The organism is Streptomyces sp. NPDC007945 (assembly GCF_042958885.1).
Taxonomy (GTDB): Bacteria; Actinomycetota; Actinomycetes; order Streptomycetales; family Streptomycetaceae; genus Streptomyces.
Window position 1 is genome coordinate 156,651 of sequence record NZ_JBIBJV010000011.1, and the last position, 22,789, is coordinate 179,439.

Sequence of the window (22,789 nt, forward strand, 5' to 3'; positions counted from 1 at the left end):
CGACCCCTACCCTCCGCTACGGCTCAGCTCAGCCGCTCGATGACCATGGCCATGCCCTGGCCGCCGCCGACGCACATGGTCTCCAGGCCGAACTGCTTGTCGTGGAACTGGAGGCTGTTGATCAGGGTGCCGGTGATGCGGGCGCCCGTCATGCCGAAGGGGTGGCCGACGGCGATGGCGCCGCCGTTGACGTTCACCTTGTCCAAGTCCAGGCCGAGCTCCTGGTAGGAGGGGATGACCTGGGCGGCGAAGGCCTCGTTGATCTCCGCGAGGTCGATGTCGCCGACGGTGAGGCCGGCGCGCTCGATCGCCTGCTTCGACGCCTCGACCGGGCCCAGGCCCATGATCTCGGGGGAGAGGCCGGAGACGCCGGTGGAGACGATCCGGGCCAGCGGGGTCAGGCCCAGCTCGCGGGCCTTGGTGTCCGACATGATGACGAGCGCGGCGGCGCCGTCGTTCAGCGGGCAGCAGTTGCCGGCGGTGACCAGGCCGTCGGGGCGGAAGACCGGCTTGAGGCCCTGCACGCCCTCCAGGGTGACGCCGGCGCGCGGGCCGTCGTCCGTGGAGACGACCGTGCCGTCCGGGGTCGTCACCGGGGTGATCTCGCGCTCCCAGAAGCCGTTCTTGATGGCCTGCTCGGCGAGGTTCTGCGAGCGGACGCCGAACTCGTCCATCTCCTGGCGGCTGACGCCCTTCCAGCGGGCGAGGTTCTCCGCCGTCTGGCCCATGGCGATGTACGCGTCGGGGATCAGGCCGTCCTCGCGCGGGTCGTGCCAGGTGGAGCCCTCCGAGGCGGCGACGGCCGCGGTGCGGGCCTCGGCCTCGGCGAAGAGCGGGTTGTGGGTGTCGGGCCACGAGTCCGAGTTGCCGCGGACGAAGCTGGACACCATCTCGACGCCCGCCGAGATGAAGACGTCGCCCTCGCCCGCCTTGATCGCGTGCAGCGCCATGCGGGAGGTCTGCAGCGACGAGGAGCAGTAGCGGGTGACCGTGCAGCCCGGCAGGTGGTCCATGCCCATCTGCACGGCGACGATCCGGCCCAGGTTGTTGCCCTGCTCGCCGCCCGGGAGGCCGCAGCCCAGCATCAGGTCGTCGATGTCGCGCGGGTCCAGCTCGGGGACCTTGGCGAGCGCGGCCTGGATGATCGTGGCCGTGAGGTCGTCGGGGCGCAGGTCCTTGAGGGAGCCCTTGAAGGCCCGGCCGATGGGGGAACGGGCGGTCGAGACGATCACGGCTTCGGGCATCACGGCTCCAGGGGGCTGGTGGACGGACGGACTCAAGGGGAAGTTACCTGCACGTACCGCGCGGGGTCACCGGGAACGACGTGTGACGAGGGCCTCTTTTCTAAGCGCTTGCTCAGGTGTGGGGGGAGTCCTGCGGCAGCGGTTCCCCGCCGGGCTCCCGTACGCCCCCGGGGGCCGCGCCCTCCGCCTCCGCGGCCTCCGTCAGCCGCCGCCGGCGCCGGTGCTTCAGGAGCGCCCACGGGGCCCGCGCCCCGGTCACCTCGGTGCCCGCCTGCTTCGCCGCCTCGGCCGCCGCCTTCGCCACCGGCAGCACGTCCTCCCGGCGGCCCGGCTCCAGCCGGTCGGGCTCGGGCCACACGCCGAGCGCGGCGCACAGCGTCGGCAGCACGGCCATCGCCGCCGTCGCGTACCCCTCCGCCGAGGGGTGGAAGAGGTCCACGCCGAACATCTCCCGCGGGTTGGCCGCGAACTCCGGGCCCAGCAGGTCGCCCAGCGACACCGTCCGCCCGCCCTGCTCCACCACCACGATCGTCTGCGCCGCCGCCAGATGCCGCGAGGCCCGCCGGGCCAGCCAGCGCAGCGGCTGGTAGACCGGCTCGATCGTGCCCAGATCCGGGCAGGTGCCGACGACCACCTCCGCGCCGGCCGTCCGCAGCCGCCGCACCGCCGCCGCCAGGAGTCGTACCGACTCCGTCGCCGGCATCCGGTGCGTCACGTCGTTCGCCCCGATCATGATCACGCAGACGTCCGGGGGTCCCAGGGGCTGTGCGAGCAACAGCGACACCTGGCGCTCCAGGTCGTCCGAGCGGGCCCCCGACAGCGCCACGTTCTTCAGCACCACCGGACGCTCCGCGACCGCCGCGAGCCCCGAGGCGAGCAGCGCGCCCGGCGTCTGACCCGCCCGGCGCACGCCCTGTCCGGCAGCCGTGGAATCACCCAGAAGGGCGAGCCGGAGCGGGTCCTCGGTGCCGAAGGTCCGGCCGTAGAGCCCGTCCACGGTCGGCGGCAGGGGCGCCGTCCCCGTGCCGACCGTCCGCTTGGCGAGCTGCGCCTCCGCCAGCAGGACCCCGACCGCGGCCACGCCGATCAAGCCGATGCTCCCGCCGCCGTACGCCGCTCCCGCCGCGATCCGGCGTGCCACCCTCGCCCTGGACATCGCGGGCGCCACCTCCTCCGAGCCGTACCGGTCCCACCGGCCCTTCCGGGCCGTTCAGGGTCTACCTGCCCCGAAAGGCGTCCCGACTACGCATACGCTGGCCACACCATTACGGAGACCCCGGAGAACACGGTGCAATTCCACGACTCGATGATCAGCCTCGTCGGCAACACCCCGCTGGTGAAGCTCAACAACGTGACGGCAGGCATTCAGGCCACCGTCCTCGCCAAGGTCGAGTACTTCAACCCCGGCGGGTCGGTCAAGGACCGCATCGCGCTGCGGATGATCGAGGCGGCCGAGCAGAGCGGCGCGCTGAAGCCCGGCGGCACCATCGTCGAGCCCACGTCGGGCAACACGGGTGTCGGCCTGGCGATCGTGGCCCAGCAGAAGGGCTACAAGTGCATCTTCGTCTGCCCCGACAAGGTGTCGCTTGACAAGATCAACGTGCTGCGGGCCTACGGCGCCGAGGTGGTCGTCTGCCCCACGGCCGTCGACCCCGAGCACCCGGACTCGTACTACAACGTCTCCGACCGCCTGGTCCGCGAGACGCCCGGCGCCTGGAAGCCCGACCAGTACTCGAACCCGAACAACCCCCGCTCGCACTACGAGACCACCGGTCCCGAGCTGTGGGAGCAGACGGAGGGGAAGATCACCCACTTCGTCGCGGGCGTCGGCACCGGCGGCACCATCTCCGGCACCGGCAACTACCTGAAGGAGGTCAGCGGCGGCACCGTCAAGGTGATCGGCGCCGACCCCGAGGGCTCCGTCTACTCGGGCGGCTCCGGCCGGCCGTACCTGGTCGAGGGCGTCGGTGAGGACTTCTGGCCCACCGCCTACGACCGGAACGTCACGGACCGGATCGTCGCGGTGTCCGACAAGGACTCCTTCCAGATGACCCGCCGCCTTGCCAAGGAGGAGGGCCTCCTGGTCGGCGGCTCCTGCGGCATGGCCGTGGTCGCCGCCCTGGAGGTCGCCCGGGAGCTCGGCCCCGACGACGTCGTCGTCGTGCTGCTGCCGGACTCCGGCCGCGGCTACATGTCGAAGATCTTCAACGACGAGTGGATGGCCGACTACGGCTTCCTGGAGGACACCTCCACCGCCACCGTCGCCGACGTCCTGCGCCACAAGTCGGGCGGCATGCCGTCCCTCGTCCACATGCACCCGGAGGAGACCGTCGGCCAGGCCATCGAGGTGCTGCGCGAGTACGGCGTCTCCCAGATGCCGATCGTGAAGCCGGGCGCGGGCCACCCCGACGTCATGGCCGCCGAGGTGATCGGCTCGGTCGTGGAGCGCGAGCTCCTGGACCACCTCTTCACCCGGCAGGCGCAGCTGGAGGACCCGCTGGAGGGCCACATGTCCGCGCCGCTGCCGCAGGTCGGCTCGGGTGAGCCGGTCGCCGACCTGATGTCGGTCCTCGGCGACGCCGACGCCGCCATCGTCCTGGTCGAGGGCAAGCCGACCGGCGTCGTCAGCCGCCAGGACCTGCTGGCCTTCCTGGCCAACGGCGGCGGCAAGTAGCCGTCCGGAGGGGTGCGGGCGGGTGGCCGCGGGGGCGTTCGCGCAAACGGTACGCGTGCGTCACGTCCGCGCAGCACCCGCTTAACACGCCTCCGGCAGAGTGTTCTCCGTCGGCGTCACGGAAACCTCCGGAGCGGCTCCCGGACCTCTGACGACGCCACGGACGCGGAGACCGGCCCTGACCCGGGCCCGTGTCCCCCGCGGGGACCGCCGTCGTCCCGCCCCCCAGCGATGGGGGTGCGGCGGTCCCCGCGTCAGCTTTCCGGCGGCTTCGCAGCCGGACGATCGGACGCGTCGCCAGGCCCTCGCTCCCGGGCCGCCTCCCCGACCCTCCCCGCCCCTCGCCGTCGCGGAAGACGTACAGGCCCGCGTATGCCCTTGCCGCCGCCCTCCACGACGACCCCCTGCATATCCTTATGCAGGCAAGGTCAGGGATGAATGGACGGGATGAAGGGGGACGGCATGAGCGACAGCCCGGCCGGGCGGCTCCAGGCGCTCTTCGAGGGGCACCGGCTCACGCCCACGCAGCGGCGGATCGCCCACTGCATGGTGCGGCGGGCCGCCGACGCGCCCTTCCTCTCCAGCGTCGAGCTCGCCGAGCTCGCCGGGGTCAGCCAGCCCTCCGTCACCCGGTTCGCGGTCGCCCTCGGCTTCGACGGCTACCCGGCGCTCCGCCGCCACCTGCGGGAGGTCGCGCCGCCCGGCCCCGCCGCCGAGACCGGGGAGCCGGAGGACGGCGGGCACAACGAGTACCAGCAGGCCGTCCTCGCGGAGATCGAGAACCTCCGGCACCTCGCCGGGCTGCTCGCCGACCCGGCGCCGGTGGAGCGCGCGGGCCGGCTCCTCGCGGGCTCCCGCCCGCTGCTCGTCCTTGGCCTGCGCGCCGCCTCCTCCCAGGCCCGCGGCTTCGCCTACTTCGCCGCCAAGGTGCACCCGGACGTCCGGCTGCTCGACGAGGGCGGCTCGATGCTCACCGACCGGATCGACGCGGCCGTCCGGGCCGGGGCCGGCACCCTGCTCTGCTTCGCGCTGCCCCGGCACCCCCGGGAGGTCGTCGAGGCGCTGGAGTACGCGCGGGCGGCCGGGCTCACGGTGGTGACCGTGGCCGAATCCGCCTTCGCGCCCGTCGCCGCCCACTCCGACCTGCTCATCCCGGCCGCCGTCGGCACCGGCCTGGCCTTCGACACCGCCTGTGCGCCGATGCTCCTCGGCCGGGTCCTCCTGGAGGCCATGGCGGACGAGCTGCCGGACGCGCAGGCGCGCCTGGAGCAGTTCGACGCGAAGGCCGCGGAGCGGGGACTCTTCGTCGAGTAGCGGGAGTCCGGCGGCGGTCAGACCTCCAGGTCCGCTTCGAGCTTCTTCAGCTGGTGGCGGGCCATCGCCAGGTTGGCGCGGTCCTTCGACAGGGCCAGGTACAGGAAGAGACCCTGGGAGGCGCGGCTCTTGAGCAGCCGGATGAGGTGGTACTGGGTGCCGAGGGTGATCAGGATGTCCTCGATCTCCTCGTCGATGCCCAGCATCTCCATCGCCCGGACCTTGGCCCGGACCACGTCGGTGTTGCCGGCGGCGGCGATGGTGAGGTCGAGCTCCTTGCCCCCGCCTATGGTGCCGAGGGCCATGCCGCTGGTGTAGTCGACGAGGGCCGCGCCGATCGCGCCGTCGATCGCGGCGGCTTCCTTGAGGGCGGTTTCGACGTTGGTCATGGTGCGACTTCCTTCTGTCTTCCGTACGGATCGGATGGCGTGCGGTGCGGGGTCAGGGGGTCTCCCCGCGGTCCAGCGCGCCGTCGACGAGTTCGCCGATGCGGACGCTGGAGCGGCGGGCCTCCAGGTGGAGCCGGCCCACGTTGACGCGGGGGCCGGTGAGCAGGGTGAGGACGGCGGAGCCGCCGGCCGCGTACGTGGCGACGTAACCGTCCTCGCCCCGTACGAGCAGTTCGCGGAAGCCGCCCCGGCCGGTGGACTCGGTGAGCCGCCGGCCGACGCCGAGCGCGGCGGCGGTCAGCGCGGCCACGCTCTCGGCGGCGCCGTCCACGGTGTCGTGGGCGAGCACGAGGCCGTCGACGCTGGCGGCGAGCGCCCCGGTGAGCTGGGGCAGCCGGGCGCGCAGGCGTCTGAGCTCGCCGAGCACCTCGGCTTCGGCTGTCATCAACTGTCTCCTCTCGGCGCGCAGGCGCAGAGCACGCCTCATCACAGGTGTGCCTCCAGGGCGTCACGGAGCCGGCGCAGCAGGGCGATGTCGGGGTCGGACACCGGGGGGACCGGCGGGAAGGCCGGGGCGGGCGGTACGGCGGCGGCGTCGGGGACCGTGTCGAGCGGGGTCTCGACGAGTCCCGCGGCGGCGAGCCTGCGGACGTCGAGGAGGGTGTGGAAGGCCGGGCGGCCGAGGTGCCGGGCCAGGTCGGCGGGGGTGCGGACGCCGTCGGCGGCGGCGAGCAGGGCGCGCCGGCGGGCGCCGACGCCCTGGTGGGGGCCGGCCGGCCGGGGCACGACGGGGGCGGTGTCGACGGAGGCGTACGGCCAGACGGCGTCGAGGAGTTCGCGGCGGCGGAGGGTCTCGCGCTCGACGGCCTCGGCGGAGACCGGGCGGACCGTGCCGAACCAGTGGCCGACGCCGTACCGGAAGCGGGTGGGGCCGCCGGTGGGGGAGAGCGCGAAGAAGGCGGCGTCGAAGACGGCGCCGAGGTGGCAGATCTCCAGCTCGCCGTCGCCGAGCCGGCCGCTGTCGACGAGGAAGCGGCCGACCGCGCGGTGCGCGCCGGCCCGGTCGACGGCCTCGTCCCAGCCTTCGCGGGGCAGCCGTCCGGCGGCGGTGAGGAGGACGTCCATGCCGGGGGCGGCGGGGCTCTCGGCGTGCACGACGCGGCCGTCGACGAGGTAGAGGGTGCCGTGGTCGCGCAGCAGGGCGCCGGTGGCCCGTTCCGCCGCGAGCCGGACGAGCATGGGGGAGACGCTCATCCGAGGACCAGCCGCTCGGCGAGGTCGCCGAGGCGGATGCGGGCGAGGGCGAGGTTGCCGGTGCGCCGGTCGAGCCAGAGGTGGAGGAAGACGCTGCTGTCGAAGGTGGTCCGGACGAAGCGGAGGACGTGGTAGCCGGCCCGGGTGGTGACGATGAGGTCCTCCACGGGTGGTTCGCCGTCGTCCTCGCCGTCGTCCTCGGCGGCGACGGTGAAGGAGTCGAACTCGGCGGCGGCCCGGGCGAGTTCGGCGGTCTCCGCGGCCGTCGTCTCGTGGTCGCCGACCGGCGACTCGCCCGCGGTGCCGAGTGCGAGGCCGCTGTTCCAGTCGACCAGCCAGGCGCCGCGCGCGCCCGGCAGGGCCATGGCCTCGGTCAGGCACTCGTCGATTCCGGGCACGCGGGTTCCCCTCCCGATACGGCGTGCGAGCAACGGCAGTGACGGTGACGTTACTGAACGCGGCCCCGACGGGAGGGGGTTCTGGCATTTTCCACCGGAACATGCCCATGGACGACCGGAATCGAACGTGACAAGGGGCGGGGCGGCGGGGTCAGAAGCGGGACTCGACCGCCCGCGCGATGTCGTCCAGGTCCTTCGCGAGCGCCTTGGAGACGGCCTTCGCGCCGAAGCGGGCGAGGAGGCGGGCGAGCGGGTTCGGCCGCCGGCCGTCCGCTGGGCGGGCGGAGAAGGCCATCCGCAGGACGCTGGCGTCCGGGCCGTCGGGGCGCAGCGACAGCTCGGAGACGTAGTGCATGCCGTGCGAGTCGGCCACCGTCACGTACCGGTCGGGCGGCTCGCACTCGGTCACGGTCATCTCCTCCGTGGCCTCCTTGCCGAGCATCCTCCGGGTCTCCCGCCAGCGGGTGCCCACGCCGAAGCCGCCCTCGGTGAGCACCTCGACCCGCTGGACGCCGGAGAGCACCCGGGGCAGGTCCGGCAGGTCGGTGATCGACTCCCAGACGCGGCCGGGCGAGGCGGCGACCCGGCGCTCCACGACGACGGTTGTGGTGGTGGTCATGGCTCCCATCGAAGGGGGTTCCCGGGGGCTCCGCTACCGGACGAGCGCGTCCGCGTGCGCGCCGCCGGCTTCGGCGACGAGCTCCTGGGCGGTCTGCGCGGGGCGGACGAGGGCGAAGGCGACGGCGCCGTCGGCGGTGACCGTGAAGCCGTGGACGGCGGGGCGGGGGAGGCTGTTGTAGGCGTAGTGGTGGGCGAAGGCGTACGCGCCGGTGTCCGGCACGGCGACCACGTCGCCGGGGTGGAGCGGCGGCAGCGCGCGGCCGGCGGCGAGGAGGTCGCCGGCGAAGCAGGCGGGGCCCGCCACGTCCTGGACGGTGACCGCGCCGGTGCGGGGGCGGCCCTCGGAGTCGTACGCGAGGATCCGCAGGGGCCAGGCCTCGGGGGCGTACACGGTGCGGGTGGCGAGCTGCACGCCGGCGTGGGTGACGGCGATGGGGCGGCCGCCGGAGGTCTTGGTGTACTCGACGCGGGTGAGGACCGTGCCGTGCTTGGCGAGCAGCGAGCGCCCGAACTCGGTGACGAGGCGGTAGCGCCCGTCGAGGAGGCCGGGGACGGTGGCGGCGAGCAGCCGGGCGTAGTCGGCGTGGGTGGGGGTCTCCTCGTCGGAGGCGAAGTTCACGGGCAGCCCGCCGCCGATGTCGAGGGTGTCGATCCGCGGGTGGCCGGCCTTGGCGTTGATCTCCTCGGCCAGCTCGTACGCGGCCCGGACGCCTTCGGCCATCAGGGTGAGCGGGACGCCCTGGGATCCGGTGTGGGTGTGCAGCCGGGTGAGCCAGGGCCGGTCCAGGTACGCCCGGACGACGGCCTCCCGGGCGCCCTCGTCGCGCAGCGCGACGCCGAACTTGGAAGTGGCGGTGGCGGTGGACAGGGCGCCGATGGTCCCGGCGCCGACCTGCGGGTTGACGCGCAGTCCGAGCGGCGAGGCGGTGGGGGCGGTGGCGACGAGGGCGTCGATCCGGGCCAGCTCCTGGAGGTTGTCGGCGTTGACGGCGATCCCGAGGGCGAGCGCCTCGCGGAGTTCGGCGGGCGTCTTCGCGGGCGAGTCGAGGACGGTACGGGACGGGGGCACGCCGGCTGCCCGCGCGAGCGCCAGCTCCCCCGGGCTCGCCACCTCCGCCCCGATCCCGGCGTCGGCGAGGAGCCGCAGCACGGGCACGAGCGGCGCCGCCTTCACCGCGAAGGCGTGCAGCACCTCGGCCCGGGTGACGGCGGCGAAGGCGCTGGTCAGGGCGGCGGCGGAGGCGCGGATGCCGGCGGTGTCGAGGAGGGCGACGACGGGGGCGGCGGGGGTGAGGAGTCCTTGGGCGACGGCGGCTCGGACGGCGAGGTCACGGCGGAAGGAGGCCATGGGGTCCATCCTGGCGGGCCGGGCGCGGGGCGTCACGGGCGCGTGCACGGGGTGGGCCGGGGCGTCACGGGGGCGTGCGAGGGGTGGGCGCGCGGCGTCACCGGGGCGGGTGCGGGGGGTGGGCGCGCGGGTCGGAGCGGGCGCCGTGGCGGGGAGTGGGGGGGGGCCGGGCGCCGCGCCCTGTTGACTACTTCTATTCATCAGGCCAGGATGTGAATATCTGGACGACATCGAGGAGGCTTCGCCATGTCAGGACCCCGCCCCGTTCGGGCCCCGCGCGGTACGGAACTGAGTGCCCTGGGATGGCAGCAGGAAGCCGCCCTGCGGATGCTGCAGAACAACCTGGACCCCGAGGTCGCCGAGCACCCCGACAAGCTCGTCGTCTACGGCGGCACCGGCAAGGCCGCCCGCGACTGGCGCTCCTTCGACGCCATGGTCCGCACGCTGAGGACGCTGAAGCAGGACGAGACCATGCTCGTCCAGTCCGGCCGCCCCGTCGGCGTCATGCAGACCCACGAGTGGGCGCCCCGCGTCCTCATCGCCAACTCCAACCTCGTCGGCGACTGGGCCAACTGGGAGGAGTTCCGGCGCCTGGAGGCCCTCGGCCTCACCATGTACGGCCAGATGACGGCCGGCTCCTGGATCTACATCGGCACCCAGGGCATCCTCCAGGGCACCTACGAGACCTTCGCCGCCGTCGCCGCGAAGAAGTTCGGCGGCACCCTGGCCGGCACGATCACCCTCACCGCCGGCCTCGGCGGCATGGGCGGCGCCCAGCCCCTCGCCGTGACGATGAACGACGGCGTCGCGATCTGTGTCGACGTCGACCCGCGCGCCATCGAGCGCCGCATCGAGCACCGCTACCTGGACGTGAGGGCCGACAACCTGGCCCACGCCCTCCAGCTGGCCGTCGAGGCCCGCGACGCCCGCCGCCCGCTCTCCATCGGCCTCCTCGGCAACGCCGCCGAGCTCGTCCCGCAGATGCTCGCCGAGGGCGCCCCGATCGACATCGTCACCGACCAGACCTCGGCCCACGACCCGCTGTCGTACCTCCCGGTCGGCGTGGCCTTCGAGGACATGGCCGACGCCGCCGCCAAGGACCCGGCCGGCTTCACCACCCGCGCCCGCGAGTCCATGGCCCGGCACGTCGAGGCCATGGTCGGCTTCATGGACGCCGGCGCCGAGGTCTTCGACTACGGCAACTCCATCCGCGGCGAGGCCCAGCTGGCCGGCTACGACCGCGCGTTCGCGTTCCCCGGCTTCGTCCCCGCGTACATCCGCCCCCTCTTCTGCGAGGGCAAGGGCCCCTTCCGCTGGGCCGCCCTCTCCGGCGAGGCGTCCGACATCCACAAGACGGACAAGGCGATCCTCGACCTCTTCCCCGAGAACGAGTCGCTGCACCGCTGGATCAAGATGGCCGGCGAGCGCGTCCACTTCCAGGGCCTCCCGGCCCGCATCTGCTGGCTCGGCCAGGGCGAGCGCGACAAGGCCGGCGCCATGTTCAACGACATGGTCGCCGACGGCACCCTCGCCGCCCCCCTCGCCATCGGCCGCGACCACCTCGACTGCGGCTCGGTCGCCTCCCCGTACCGCGAGACCGAGGCCATGCTCGACGGCTCCGACGCCATCGCCGACTGGCCGCTGCTCAACGCCATGGTCAACGTCGCCTCCGGCGCCTCCTGGGTGTCGATCCACCACGGCGGCGGCGTCGGCATGGGCCGCTCGATCCACGCCGGCCAGGTCTCCGTCGCCGACGGCACGAAGCTCGCCGGCGAGAAGATCCGCCGCGTGCTCACCAACGACCCCGGCATGGGCGTCATCCGCCACGTCGACGCCGGCTACGACATCGCCGAGCGCGTCGCCGACGAGAAGGGCGTCCGCGTCCCGATGCGCGAGGGCGCCGACGCCGTCTCCCAGGGTGACACCGCGTGAGCGACAGCTTCCACGCCATGTGGCGGTCGCTGCGGCCCCTCGGCCGCAGCGCCGCCTCCGGTGGCTACCGCCGCTACGCCTGGACCGGCGCCGACGCCGACTGCCGGCTCTGGTTCCGCATGCAGGCCGAGGCCCGCCGCCTCGACGTCGAGACCGACCGCAACGGCAACCAGTGGGCCTGGCTCGGCGACCCCACCGCCGGCGACGCCGTCGTCACCGGCTCCCACCTGGACTCCGTCCCCGACGGCGGCGCCTTCGACGGCCCCCTCGGCGTCGTCTCCGCCTTCGCCGCCCTCGACGAACTCCGCGCCCGCGGCGCCTCCTTCCGGCGGCCCCTCGCCATCGTCAACTTCGGCGACGAGGAGGGCGCCCGCTTCGGCCTCGCGTGCGTCGGCTCCCGCCTCACCTCCGGCCAACTGACCAAGGAGAAGGCGTACGAGCTCCGCGACGCCGACGGCATCACCCTGCCGCAGGCCATGGAGGCCGCCGGCCACGACCCCGAGACGATCGGCGAGGACCGCGAACGCCTCGACCGCATCGGCGCGTTCGTCGAACTCCACGTCGAGCAGGGCCGCGCCCTCGACCTGACCGGCGACGCCGTCGGCGTCGCCTCCACCATCTGGCCGCACGGCCGCTGGCGGTACGACTTCCACGGCGAGGCCAACCACGCCGGCACCACCCGGCTCGTGGACCGGCGCGACCCGATGCTCACCTACGCCGAGACCGTCCTCGCCGCCCGCCGCGAGGCCGAACTCGCGGGCGCCGTCGCCACCTTCGGCAAGATCTCCGTCGAACCCAACGGCGTCAACGCGATCCCGTCCCTCGTCCGCGGCTGGCTCGACGCCCGCGCCGCGGACCAGGGCGCGCTCGACGCGGTGATCGCCGGGATCGAGACGGCGGCCCGGGACAAGGCGGCCGCGCACGGCATCGACCTGGCCGTCGTCCGCGAGTCCTACACCCCCGTCGTCGAGTTCCGGCACGCCCTGCGCGACGAGCTGGTCCGCCTCCTCGGGGGGAAGGCCCCCGTCCTCGGCACGGGCGCGGGACACGACGCCGGAATCCTCTCCGCGGCGGTCCCGACCGCCATGCTGTTCGTAAGGAACCCCACGGGCGTCTCGCACTCCCCGGCCGAGTTCGCGGCCGAGGACGACTGCGTGGCGGGCGTCCGCGCACTCGCCGACGTACTGGAGGGCCTCGCGTGCACCTGACGACGTACTGGCTGGAACACGCCTGGCTCGGCAGCTACGCCGAGCCGGGCGTCGCCCTGGACGTGTCCACGACCGACGGCCGGATCACCGCCGTACGCACCGGCGTGGACGCCCCGCCGCCCGGCGCGACCGTCCTGCGCGGCTTCACGATCCCGGGCCTCGCGAACGCCCACAGCCACGCCTTCCACCGCGCGCTGCGCGGCACCGTCCAGGTCGGCTCCGGCACCTTCTGGACCTGGCGCGAGGTCATGTACACCGTCGCCCAGCGCCTCACCCCCGACTCCTACTTCGCGCTCGCCCGGGCCGTGTACGCCGAGATGGCACTCGCCGGCATCACGGCCGTGGGGGAGTTCCACTACCTCCACCACGCCCCCGGCGGCACCCCCTACGCCGACCCCAACGCCATGGGCGAGGCCCTGATCGCGGCCGCCGCCGACGCCGGCATCCGCATCACCCTCCTCGACACCGCCTACCTCTCCTCCGGCTTCGGTGCCGCCCCCGAGCGGCACCAGCTCCGCTTCACCGACGGCACGGCCGAGAAGTGGGCCGAGCGGGCGAGCGCCCTCAAGGACCGGGACGGCGTACGCGTCGGCGCCGCGATCCACTCGGTCCGCGCCGTCCCCGCCGACCAGCTGTCGACCGTCGCCCGCTGGGCCGAGGAGCGGCGGGCCCCGCTCCACGTCCACCTCTCCGAGCAGACCGCGGAGAACGAGGCCTGCCACGCCGCCCACGGCGTCACCCCGACCCGGCTCCTCGCCGACCACGGCGTCCTCGGCCCCCGCACGACCGGCGTCCACAACACCCACATGACGGACGCCGACATCGCCCTCATCGGCTCCACCTCCACCGGCACCTGCATGTGCCCCACGACGGAACGCGACCTCGCCGACGGCATCGGCCCCGCCGTCGCCCTCCAGCAGGCCGGCTCCCCGCTCTCCCTCGGCAGCGACAGCCACGCTGTCGTCGACCTCCTCGAAGAGGCCCGCGCCATGGAGCTGAACGAGCGCCTGCGGACCCACGTCCGGGGCCACTGGACGGCCGCCGCCCTCCTCCGGGCCGCCACCGCCGACGGCCACGCGGCCCTCGGCTGGACCGACGCGGGCGCCCTGGAGGCGGGCGCCCTCGCCGACTTCACGACGATCGCCCTGGACACCGTCCGCACGGCCGGCCCCGTCCCCCGCCTGGCCCCCGAGACGGCCGTCTTCGCGGCCACGGCCGCGGACGTCCGCCACGTCGTGGTCGGCGGCCGGGAGATCGTCAGGGACGGCACGCACACCTCGGTGCCGGACGCGGCCCGGTCCCTGGCGGACGCGATCGCCGCGCTGAGGGACTGAGCCCCGCACCCCCGGCCCGCACCCGAACCTCCCCACCGGAGACCACCTTGACGACCACCGTCATCACCCACATCGGCAGCCTGGTCACCAACGACCCGAACCTCGGCACGGGCCCCCTCGGCCTCGTCGAGGACGCCGCCCTCGTCCTGGACGGCGACCGGGTCGCGTGGGCGGGCCCCGCGACGCGGGCCCCGGACGCCGACCACCGGGTCGACGCCGCGGGCCGCGCCGTCCTCCCCGGCTTCGTCGACTCCCACTCCCACCTCGTCTTCGCGGGCGACCGCACCGCCGAGTTCCACGCCCGCATGTCCGGCCGGCCCTACGAGGCCGGCGGCATCCGCACCACCGTCGCCGCGACCCGCGCCGCCACCGACGCCGAGCTGTCCGCGAACGTCGCCCGTTACATGCGCGAGGCGCTCCGCCAGGGCACCACCACCTTCGAGACCAAGTCCGGCTACGGCCTCACCGTCGAGGACGAGGCCCGGGCGCTGCGCATCGCCGCGGAGCACACCGACGAGGTCACCTACCTCGGCGCGCACATCGTCCCCCCGGACCACGCCGACGACCCGGCCGCCTACGTCGACCTGGTCACCGGCCCGATGCTGGACGCCTGCGCCCCCCACGCCCGCTGGGTCGACGTCTTCTGCGAGAAGGGCGCCTTCGACGGCGACCAGGCCCGCGCGATCCTCACCGCCGGCCAGGCCAAGGGCCTCCAGGCCCGGGTGCACGCCAACCAGCTCTCGTACGGCCCCGGCGTCCGACTCGCGGTCGAGCTGGACGCGGCCAGCGCCGACCACTGCACCCACCTCACGGACGCCGACGTCGACGCCCTGGCCTCCGGGAACACGGTCGCCACGCTCCTGCCGGGCGCCGAGTTCTCCACCCGCGCCGCATGGCCGGACGCCCGCCGCCTGCTCGACGCGGGCGTGACCGTGGCCCTCTCCACGGACTGCAACCCGGGCTCCTCCTTCACCTCCTCGATGCCGTTCTGCGTCGCGCTCGCCGTCCGGGACATGCGGATGACCCCCGACGAGGCGATCTGGTCCGCCACGGCCGGCGGCGCGGCCGCCCTCCGCCGCACCGACGTGGGCCGGCTGGCGCCCGGAGCCCGCGCCGACCTCACCGTCCTCGACGCCCCCTCCCACGTCCACCTCGCCTACCGCCCCGGCGTCCCGCTGGTCGCTGAGGTGTGGCGCGGGGGCATCCGGGTCGTCTGACGCACCGCCACCCCGCTTGCGCCCGGCACCCGTTGAGTAGGCGTACTCATGCGGGCGGTCCGGGCCCGCCCGCATGATTCCGGCATGACCACGTCGAAGCGTCCCCTCCGCGCCCTCGCCCTCACGGCCACCGCCCTCGGCGCCCTGACCCTGACCGCCTGCGGCACGCAGGGCGCCGCGGGCGAGCCCGCCGCCACCGCGGCCCCCGCGGCCGTCACCGCGAGCCCGTCGCCCCGGATGCTCTCCGGGAAGGACCTGGAGAGACATCCCGACCCGATCGTGCGGGCCCAGGCGATCGCCCTCCGCATCGCGAACACCTGCGTCCCGGGCTCCGCGATCGAACTGCCCCCGCTGCCGGCCGTCAGCAACGTGGCGGAGGCGGCGGCGCCCTACGGCACGGACGAGCCCCCGACCCCCGCCGTCCCCCCGGGCCCCGGCGGTGACCTTCCCCCCGTGCCCATGGAGCTTCCCTCGGACCTGCCGGAGCCGCCCGACCCCGTGGCCACCGTCTCCCACGACGAGGAGCCGCTGACCGCCGCCGACCGGTGCGCCGCGGACGCCCACGCCGACCGCGTCCGCGCGGCCTTCACCACCGCCCCCGCCGACGAGGCCGCGCTGCGGAAGACGCTGACCGGCCTCGACTACCTGCCGGAATCCGTCCACCGCATGCCCGGCGGCGGCCCCCTCCGGGTCCGGATCGACCTCCGCGACCTCTCCCCGAACGACTCCCTGGCCCTGGAGCTCACCGCCACCGCCACCGGTGTCCGGGTCGACGCCTTCGGCGCCCCCATCGAGGGCGACCCGGACATCACCAGGATCGTCCGCGAGCCGGCGTCCTCCTGAGCCGCACCCGACCGGATCCTCGTCCGCGTGGACCGAGGTGGACCACCCGGCCCGGCAGGGCGAGCAGCCGCCCCGCGTCCCCGGCGCCGCACGTCCCCGCCGCCGAGCGAAACGCCGAGTATGCCTGCCGGAGAGCGGTTCGGACCGGTAGCGTCCTGTCCTGGCAGTGCTCAGGGGGATGACCGGGGGGTCGGCTAGGTGCGTGCTTGTCGGGTGGGGATCGTGCGGCCGGGGGAGCTGGGCGGGCGGGAGATCGACGCCTGGCGTGAGCTGAGGGCCAAGTTGGGCGCGCCCGCGAACCCTTTCATGGAACCGGAGTTCACCCTCGCCGTCGGAGCGGTGCGCCCCCGGTCGCGGGTCGCGGTGTGGTGGGAGGACGGCGAGCCCGTCGGCTTCTTCCCGTACGAGAAGGGGCCGTTGGGCCGCGGGCGGGCCATCGGGTTCGGCGTCTCCGACAGTCAGGGCGCGGTCTTCCGGCCCGGGCTGCGACCCGGCACCGAGGCGCTGCTGCGGGCCTGCGGGCTCGTCTTCTGGGAGTACGACAACCTGGAGAGCGGGCAGCCCGTCTTCGAGGGCGCCGCCGACGAGTCCTTCGCCTCCCCCGTCATCGACGTCGGCGAGGGGTACGCGGCGTACGAGGCGCTGCTGCGCGTCCAGTCGCCGAAGTTCCTGAGGACCACCCTCGCCAAGGAGCGCAGGCTCGCCCGGCAGGCCGGCGGCGGACTCCGCTTCGTCTTCGACGAGCGCGACCCGGCCGCCCTGCGCACCCTCATGGAGTGGAAGTCCGCGCAGTACCGCCGCACCGGCCGCGGCGACCGCTTCGCCCAGGAGTGGATCAGCGCCCTGGTGCGCCGCCTCCACACCGGGCGCGCGCCCGGCTGCTCCGGCGTCCTGTCCGTGCTGTACGTCGGCGACCGCCCGGTCGCCGCGCACTTCGGGCTCCGCTCGGCGACCGTCCTCTCGTGCTGGTTCCCCGCGTACGACCCCGAGTTCGCCAAGTACTCCCCGGGCCTCGTCCTCCACCTGCGGATGGCCGAGGGCGCGGCGGCCGCCGGGATCGGAGTGCTCGACCTCGGGCGGGGCGCCGCCGAGTACAAGGACTCCCTGAAGACCGGCGACCTCACCGTGTACGAGGGCGCCGTCACCCGCCCCGACCCGCGCACCGCCCTCCACCGGCTCCGCCGCGAGCCGGTCCGCGCGGCCCACGCCTACGTCCGCGCCCGCCCCGAACTGGCCGCCCGCGCCCGCGAGGCCCTGAACACCGTCGCCCGCCTGCGCGGAGACCGCTAGCCGGCCGGGCGAGGGCAGGCGTTCCGCACCGGCGGAACGGGCGGGCACGACCCGCCACCGGCCCGCACCCGGCCTCGAACCTCCCGTACGCCCCTGGGGGAACCCGTTGAACACGCCACCCGCCATATCCGTCGCCGAATTGGACCTCGGCGCGGACGGACCCCGACTCCGCCCCGCCCCCGGCGCCCCGGCCCCCGTCCCCGGCGACGTCTACGCCCTCGTCCGCGTCGACGGCCGCCCCGCCGCCACGGTCCTCGGCCGCTACGAGGAGGGCGAGGACGCCGCCGAGGTCCTCGCCGCACTCGCGGCCGGCCGACCGGCGGACGCCGCCGCCCCCCGCGCGGACGCGGAACGCCTCGCCGCGGCCGAGGCCCCCGCGACGGCCGCCGCCCCGCCCCGCGCCTCCGTCGTCGTCGCCACCCGCGAACGCCCCGGCTCCCTCGCCCGCGCCCTCGACTCCCTCCTGGCGCAGGACCACCCCGACCACGAACTGATCGTCGTCGACAACGCCCCCCGCACCTCCGCCACCCGCGACCTCGTCCGGGAGAAGTACGCCGGTCGGGTCCGCTACGTGCGCGAGGACCGGCCCGGCCTGGCCGCCGCCCACAACGCCGGGGTCGCCGCGGCCGGCGGCGAGGTGCTCGCCTTCACCGACGACGACGTGATCGCCGACCCGCACTGGCTGACCGCGCTCGCCACGCCCTTCGCCGCCGACCCCGGCCTCGGCTGCGCCACCGGCCTCATCCTGCCCGCCCGGCTCACCACCCCCGCGCAGATCCTCCTCGAATCGCACGGCGGCTTCGCGAAGGGCTTCGCGCCCCGCCTGTACGACCCGGCCCGCCCGCCCGCCGACGAACCGCTCTTCCCCTTCACCGCCGGCAGCTTCGGCTCCGGCGCCAACATGGCCTTCCGGGCCTCCGCGCTGCGCCGCGCGGGCGGCTTCGACCCGGCGACCGGCACCGGGACGGCCGCGCGCGGCGGCGACGACCTGTACGCCTTCGTCGCCGTCCTCGCCGCCGGGCACCGGCTCCGGTACACGCCCGGCGCGCTCGTCTGGCACCACCACCGCGAGACCTGGCGGGACCTGGAGAACCAGGCGTACGGCTACGGCGCCGGCCTCACCGCGTACCTCACCGCCACGATGGTGCGCCGCCCCGCCCTGCTGCCCGCCCTCCTCGCCCGCCTCCCGCGCGGCCTCGCGCACGCCCGGACGATGACCGCCGAACGCGGCGGCTCCCAGGGCGGGGGCGTACCCGGCGAGCACGGCACCCGGCACCACCCGTGGCCCGCGTCCCTCTCCCGCCTGGAGCGGCGCGGCATGCTCTACGGCCCGCTGGGCTACCTCAAGGCGCGGATGAACGGAGCCCCCCGATGAACGGCGCCCCCGCGCACACCCGCGTCCCCGTGCTCCTCTACCACCCGGTGACGGACGACCCGCCGTCCTGGATCGCCGAGTTCACCGTCACCCCGCGCCGCTTCGCCGCGCACCTCGACGTGATCACCGGCAGCGGCCGGACGCCGCTCACCGTCGGCGCGCTCGTCGGGCACCTCGCCGCCGGCACCCCGCTGCCGCCCCGGCCCGTCGTCCTCACCTTCGACGACGGCTTCGCCGACCTCGCCGGGCCCACCGCCGAGGCGCTCGCCGCCCGCGCCCTGCCCGCCACCGCCTACCTCACCACCGGGGCCCTCGCCCCCGGCCGGCCCTGCCTCCTGCCGCCCGCCCCGATGATGACCCTGGCGCAGGCGCCGCGCCTGGAGGAGTACGGGATGGAGGTCGGCGGCCACACCGTCAGCCACGCCCAGCTCGACACCCTCCGGCCGGCCGCGCTCCGCCGCGAACTCCGCGACTCCAAGGCGGAACTGGAGGACGTGCTCGGGCACGAGGTGCGCCACCTCGCCTACCCGCACGGCTACAACAGCCCCGCCGTCCGCCGCGCCGCCGAGGCCGCCGGCTACGCCTCCGCCGTCGCCGTCCGGCACGCCCTCAGCTCCGCGTCCGACGAACTCTTCCGGATCGCCCGGCTCATCGTCCGCCGCGACCACACCGCCGCCGACGTGGCGGCCTGGATGGACGGCCGGGGCGCCCGGGTCGCCCCCTACCCCGACTCCCTCCCCACCCTCGGCTGGCGCCTCTACCGCAGGACCCGAGCCCTCCTGAAGGGCCCCGAGTTCGCGGGCTGAGGAAACCCGACAAGCACCACCAAGATCGACAAACCCCGTACCCGAGACGGGAGTTGTGGAACCGGACAGAACCGAAGTACGTTCCCTTGCCTCGTCGAGGGGACAGTGGGGGAGAAGAGTTCGTGCAGAAACAGGAGCGGGCGCAGACGCGGCAGCAGGGACCGGACCGGCCGGAGCGGGTGACCGGCGGGGCCGTGCCCGCGCCCCCGGACGGCCCGCACGAGGCGAAGCCGCCCGCCGGGCGGTTCCGCTCGCCGCTCGTCCTCGCCCTCGGCCCGCTCCTGGTCGCCGCCGCGCTGTGGCTCTGGGCGCTGCCGCGCATCGACTTCCGGCACATGGACGAGTTCGGGCTGCTCGACCGCTTCCCGGTCACCTTCTACGCCGCCCTCGCCGTCCTCACCCTCGGTTTCGTCCTCAGCCTCCGCCGGGCCGGCACCGCCCCCGCCTGGCCCGCCGTCTACAGCCTCGCCATGCTCGTCGCCCTCAAGGCACCGCCCGCGGTCCTCTACGAGACCGTCCGCTACGCCTGGGCGTCCAAGCACGACGCGATCATCACCCGGCTGCTCGCCGAGGGCACCGTCCACCCCGGCACCGAACTCTCCGGCGGCATGTCCGCCTACGACCAGTGGCCCGGCTTCTTCGCGCTCGACGCGGCGCTCGTCCGCGCCTTCGGCGTCGACGGGGCCGCCTCCTTCATCAACTGGGCGCCGGTCGCGCTCGGGCTGCTCACCCTGCCGGTCCTCGTCCTCGTCTACCGCACCTTCAGCGACGACTGGCGGCTGGTGTGGACGGCGGTGTGGATCTTCCAGCTGGCCAACTGGGTCGGCCAGGACTACCTCTCCCCGCAGGGCTTCTCGTACCTGCTCCACCTCACCGTCCTCGCCGTCGTCGTCCGCCGCTTCGTGCGGCCCGGGTCCGCCGGCCGGCTGCGGGACCGCGCCGTCCTCGACCCGGCCGCCGCCTCCGTCCCGCCCGCCGCGACCGCCCGGCAGCGGGCCGCCGCGGTCCTCCTTCTGATCCCCGTGATCGCCGCCGTCAACGCCGCCCACCAGCTGACCCCGCTGATGCTGTGCGTGACCCTCGCGGCGCTGTGCCTCACCCGCCGCTACCGCAACCTCGGGCTGCTCGCCACGGCCGCCGCCCTCATGCTCGCCTGGTACCTGACCATGGGCCGGCAGCTGTTCCTCGACACCCTCTCCACCCTCGGTGAGAAGCTGGGCAACCTGCTCGCCAACTCCCGCCCCGGCTTCGCCGGCGAACCCACCGGACCCGGACCCGAACTCGTCGGCAGCGCCAACGTCCTGATGGTCCTCGCCCTCGGCGGGCTCGCCGTCACCGCCGTCCTGCTCCGCCGCCGCCTCGCCCGCAGCGCCCTGCCGCTGATCCTCGCCGCCGCCGCACCGGTCCCGCTGGTCCTGGTCAACGACTACGGCGGCGAGATGATCTTCCGGGTCTACCTCTTCGGCCTGCCCGGCTCCGCGTTCTTCGCCGCCGCCGCGCTGGTGCCCGCGGCCGGAGCGGCGAGCCGGGGAGCGACCGTCGCCCGCCGGACCGCGATCGTCGCGCTGCCGCTCGCCCTCCTCACCATGCTCGCCGGCTTCCTGCCCTCGTACTACGGCAAGGAGGGCATGCACTACGCCCAGCCCGGCGAGACCGCGCTGACCCGCCGCGCCCTCGACCGGGCCCCCGAGGGGGCGCTGATCCTCGCCGCCACGGGAGCCTTCTCCGACGCGTACTACCGCTACGACCGGTACGAGCGCTGGTTCTTCACCGAGCAGGAGGTCGACGAGAACCTCCGGATGCTCAAGGACCCGGCGGGCTACCTCGCCGGCGGCATCCCGCCCGGCCGGCCCGCCTACGTCGTCCTCACCCCCACCCAGGCCGAGGCCGTCATCGGAGAGGGCTACCTCCCGGCCGGCGGCTTCGACTCCCTCGTCGCCGCCCTCAAGGCGTCCCCGCTCTTCGGAGTGGTGGAGGAGGGCCGGTACGGGATCGTGCTCCGCTACAAGCCCACCACCGGCTGACCCCCTACCGCCACCCCCGCCGACCCGACCGAAGGAGCAGGCACGCCATGGCCGTCCCACGCCTCACCCCCGTCCGGCGCAGAGCCGCCCTCGCCGTCTCCGGCTGGGTCGCGCTCGCCGCCACCGCGCTGCCCGACGGCTCCGCGCTGCGCTGGATCCCCGTCCTCGCGTTCGTCGGCTTCGCTCCCGGCCTCGTGCTGCTGACGCGGCAGCCGTCCGGGCCGCTCCCCGGCGCCCGCCTGGAGGTCTTCGCCCTGGCCGCGCCGGTCAGCCTCGCCCTGGCCACCCTCACCGCCACCGGCCTCTTCCTCGCGGACGCCTTCAGCGTCGTCGCCTTCCTGGGGACACTGGCCGCCTTCGTCACCGTCGCCGCCCTGCTGCCGGGCTTCCGGCTGCGCGAACGAGGCGGCGGTGAGGAAGGGTGAACGGCCGGCGGGACAGGGGAGCTTCCGGCAAGGCGCGTTCCGGGGGGAGTGCCACCGGCCGGCTCGCGGTGGCGCTCGCCGCCGTCGGCGCGCTGACCGCCGGCATCGGCGTGTGGGCGGCCCTCACCGAGGAGGCGGGCGGCGAGCGCTGCCTGCCGGACGCCCGCCTGGTGGCGCCCTGCGGCGCCTGGTGGGGCGCGTACGTCCCCTACGACGAGGACGGCTCGCTGACCCGGCCGGTGTACGCCCTGGAGGAGAAGATCGGGCGCCGGCTCGACCTCGTGTACAACTACCACGACATGTCGGGCAGCGAGGCCGACGGCCAGCTGCTCACGCCCGACGAGGTCGAACTCGGACGCGACCGGCTCCTGATGCTGGCCTGGGAGTCCACGGTGTGGACGGAGAAGCACCACGCGAACTGGACCGAGAGGCAGCTCGGCTGGAAGAACATCGCCTCCGGCCGCTACGACGCCTCCGTCATCGACCCGCAGGCCCGCCGCATCAAGGAGTACGGCAGGACGGTCTTCTTCTCCTTCGACCAGGAGGCCGACTTCCGGATCCCGGAGGGCGCCGGCACCCCGGAGGAGTACGTGGCCGCCTACCGCCACCTCCACGACCGCTTCCGCCAGCTGGGCGTCACCAACGTCGTCTGGGTGTGGACGGTCTCCGGCTGGCTCGACAACGCCGCCACGATGAAGGCCCTCTACCCGGGCGACGCCTACGTCGACTGGATCGGCATGGACCAGTACAACTACTACCTGTGCCACAAGTCGCCCGACTGGCTGGACTTCGACAAGAGCCAGCGCCCCGCCTACGACTGGCTCCGCACCAACGTCTCCGCCGACAAGCCGGTCATGCTCGCCGAGTTCGCCACCGCCCCCGACCCGGAGCGGCCCGAGCGGCAGCGGGACTGGTACGCGAAGATCCCCGAGGTCGCGCCGACGCTGCCGCAGGCCAAGGCGTACGTGCACTGGAACCGGGCCGTGCCCGGGCCCGGCTGCGACCTCACCGTCGACGGCGGGCCGGGTCTGGAGGGCTACCGCGCCGCGGGACAGGACCCGTACTTCAAGCAGCCGCTGCCGCGCCGCTGAGG

At 74.6% G+C, this 22,789-nt stretch carries 21 protein-coding genes; 13 read left to right on the top strand and 8 right to left on the bottom strand.

Translation table 11 applies throughout. The annotated features are described in order from the left end of the window. Positions 1 to 23: 23 nt before the first annotated feature. Positions 24 to 1,244, bottom strand: coding sequence for an acetyl-CoA C-acetyltransferase (locus ACFZCF_RS28500; RefSeq protein WP_388449084.1), 1,221 nt, complete (start codon positions 1,242 to 1,244; stop codon positions 24 to 26). A 112-nt stretch (positions 1,245 to 1,356) separates the two neighbouring features. Then, positions 1,357 to 2,400, bottom strand: coding sequence for an SGNH/GDSL hydrolase family protein (locus ACFZCF_RS28505; protein ID WP_388449082.1), 1,044 nt, complete (start codon positions 2,398 to 2,400; stop codon positions 1,357 to 1,359). A 132-nt stretch (positions 2,401 to 2,532) separates the two neighbouring features. On the opposite strand from ACFZCF_RS28505, the gene ACFZCF_RS28510 reads away from it, so the two are divergent. Further along, positions 2,533 to 3,918: a cystathionine beta-synthase gene (locus tag ACFZCF_RS28510; RefSeq protein ID WP_388449080.1), complete on the top strand. Its 1,386-nt coding sequence runs from the start codon at positions 2,533 to 2,535 to the stop codon at positions 3,916 to 3,918. 462 nt (positions 3,919 to 4,380) lie between these two features. After that, positions 4,381 to 5,232, top strand: a complete 852-nt coding sequence (locus ACFZCF_RS28515) for a MurR/RpiR family transcriptional regulator (RefSeq protein WP_391289761.1) — start codon at positions 4,381 to 4,383, stop codon at positions 5,230 to 5,232. A gap of 17 nt (positions 5,233 to 5,249) precedes the next feature. On the opposite strand, the gene ACFZCF_RS28520 is transcribed toward ACFZCF_RS28515, so the two are convergent. The 6 genes from ACFZCF_RS28520 to ACFZCF_RS28545 all read right to left on the bottom strand — a co-directional run bounded on the left by ACFZCF_RS28520 (position 5,250) and on the right by ACFZCF_RS28545 (position 9,251). Continuing rightward, positions 5,250 to 5,621, bottom strand: a complete 372-nt coding sequence (locus tag ACFZCF_RS28520; RefSeq protein WP_388449076.1) for a hypothetical protein — start codon at positions 5,619 to 5,621, stop codon at positions 5,250 to 5,252. Positions 5,622 to 5,673: 52 nt separating this feature from the next. Further along, positions 5,674 to 6,108, bottom strand: coding sequence for a roadblock/LC7 domain-containing protein (locus ACFZCF_RS28525; protein WP_388449074.1), 435 nt, complete (start codon positions 6,106 to 6,108; stop codon positions 5,674 to 5,676). Then, positions 6,108 to 6,875 carry a transcriptional regulator gene (locus tag ACFZCF_RS28530; protein ID WP_391289764.1) on the bottom strand — a complete coding sequence of 256 codons (768 nt, stop codon included), beginning with the start codon at positions 6,873 to 6,875 and terminating at the stop codon, positions 6,108 to 6,110. Before ACFZCF_RS28530 ends, ACFZCF_RS28525 begins: the two co-directional genes overlap by 1 nt. After that, positions 6,872 to 7,273 carry a hypothetical protein gene (locus ACFZCF_RS28535; RefSeq protein ID WP_391289765.1) on the bottom strand — a complete coding sequence of 134 codons (402 nt, stop codon included), beginning with the start codon at positions 7,271 to 7,273 and terminating at the stop codon, positions 6,872 to 6,874. The genes ACFZCF_RS28530 and ACFZCF_RS28535 overlap by 4 nt, the downstream gene beginning before the upstream one ends. A gap of 151 nt (positions 7,274 to 7,424) precedes the next feature. Further along, positions 7,425 to 7,892, bottom strand: a complete 468-nt coding sequence (locus tag ACFZCF_RS28540) for an SRPBCC family protein (RefSeq protein WP_388449068.1) — start codon at positions 7,890 to 7,892, stop codon at positions 7,425 to 7,427. A gap of 33 nt (positions 7,893 to 7,925) precedes the next feature. Next, positions 7,926 to 9,251: a diaminopimelate decarboxylase gene (locus ACFZCF_RS28545; protein WP_391289792.1), complete on the bottom strand. Its 1,326-nt coding sequence runs from the start codon at positions 9,249 to 9,251 to the stop codon at positions 7,926 to 7,928. A 237-nt stretch (positions 9,252 to 9,488) separates the two neighbouring features. On the opposite strand from ACFZCF_RS28545, the gene hutU reads away from it, so the two are divergent. The 11 genes from hutU to ACFZCF_RS28600 all read left to right on the top strand — a co-directional run bounded on the left by hutU (position 9,489) and on the right by ACFZCF_RS28600 (position 22,787). Then, positions 9,489 to 11,174, top strand: a complete 1,686-nt coding sequence (gene hutU / locus ACFZCF_RS28550) for a urocanate hydratase (protein WP_388449066.1) — start codon at positions 9,489 to 9,491, stop codon at positions 11,172 to 11,174. A gap of 17 nt (positions 11,175 to 11,191) precedes the next feature. After that, positions 11,192 to 12,382, top strand: coding sequence for an allantoate amidohydrolase (locus ACFZCF_RS28555; RefSeq protein ID WP_388449280.1), 1,191 nt, complete (start codon positions 11,192 to 11,194; stop codon positions 12,380 to 12,382). Then, a complete protein-coding gene (locus ACFZCF_RS28560; RefSeq protein ID WP_391289768.1) occupies positions 12,373 to 13,716 on the top strand; it encodes a formimidoylglutamate deiminase in 1,344 nt (447 codons plus the stop codon). Before ACFZCF_RS28555 ends, ACFZCF_RS28560 begins: the two co-directional genes overlap by 10 nt. 47 nt (positions 13,717 to 13,763) lie before the next feature. Next, on the top strand, positions 13,764 to 14,933 hold the full coding sequence (gene hutI, locus ACFZCF_RS28565) for an imidazolonepropionase (protein ID WP_391289770.1): 1,170 nt from the start codon (positions 13,764 to 13,766) through the stop codon (positions 14,931 to 14,933). Positions 14,934 to 15,017: 84 nt separating this feature from the next. Continuing rightward, the gene (locus tag ACFZCF_RS28570) at positions 15,018 to 15,776 is read left to right on the top strand and encodes a hypothetical protein (protein ID WP_391289772.1); all 759 of its coding nucleotides are present in this window, start codon (positions 15,018 to 15,020) and stop codon (positions 15,774 to 15,776) included. 213 nt (positions 15,777 to 15,989) lie between these two features. Then, positions 15,990 to 17,066: a GNAT family N-acetyltransferase gene (locus ACFZCF_RS28575; RefSeq protein WP_391289774.1), complete on the top strand. Its 1,077-nt coding sequence runs from the start codon at positions 15,990 to 15,992 to the stop codon at positions 17,064 to 17,066. A gap of 124 nt (positions 17,067 to 17,190) precedes the next feature. Then, the gene (locus ACFZCF_RS28580; RefSeq protein WP_388449279.1) at positions 17,191 to 18,441 is read left to right on the top strand and encodes a glycosyltransferase; all 1,251 of its coding nucleotides are present in this window, start codon (positions 17,191 to 17,193) and stop codon (positions 18,439 to 18,441) included. Then, positions 18,438 to 19,247: a polysaccharide deacetylase family protein gene (locus ACFZCF_RS28585; RefSeq protein WP_388449056.1), complete on the top strand. Its 810-nt coding sequence runs from the start codon at positions 18,438 to 18,440 to the stop codon at positions 19,245 to 19,247. Before ACFZCF_RS28580 ends, ACFZCF_RS28585 begins: the two co-directional genes overlap by 4 nt. A gap of 122 nt (positions 19,248 to 19,369) precedes the next feature. Next, on the top strand, positions 19,370 to 21,271 hold the full coding sequence (locus ACFZCF_RS28590) for a hypothetical protein (RefSeq protein ID WP_391289776.1): 1,902 nt from the start codon (positions 19,370 to 19,372) through the stop codon (positions 21,269 to 21,271). 47 nt (positions 21,272 to 21,318) lie between these two features. Then, positions 21,319 to 21,696 (top strand): hypothetical protein, encoded by a 378-nt coding sequence (locus ACFZCF_RS28595; protein WP_388449052.1) that lies wholly within the window; start codon positions 21,319 to 21,321, stop codon positions 21,694 to 21,696. Between the two features lie 68 nt (positions 21,697 to 21,764). After that, on the top strand, positions 21,765 to 22,787 hold the full coding sequence (locus ACFZCF_RS28600) for a glycosyl hydrolase (protein WP_391289794.1): 1,023 nt from the start codon (positions 21,765 to 21,767) through the stop codon (positions 22,785 to 22,787). Positions 22,788 to 22,789: the final 2 nt, after the last annotated feature.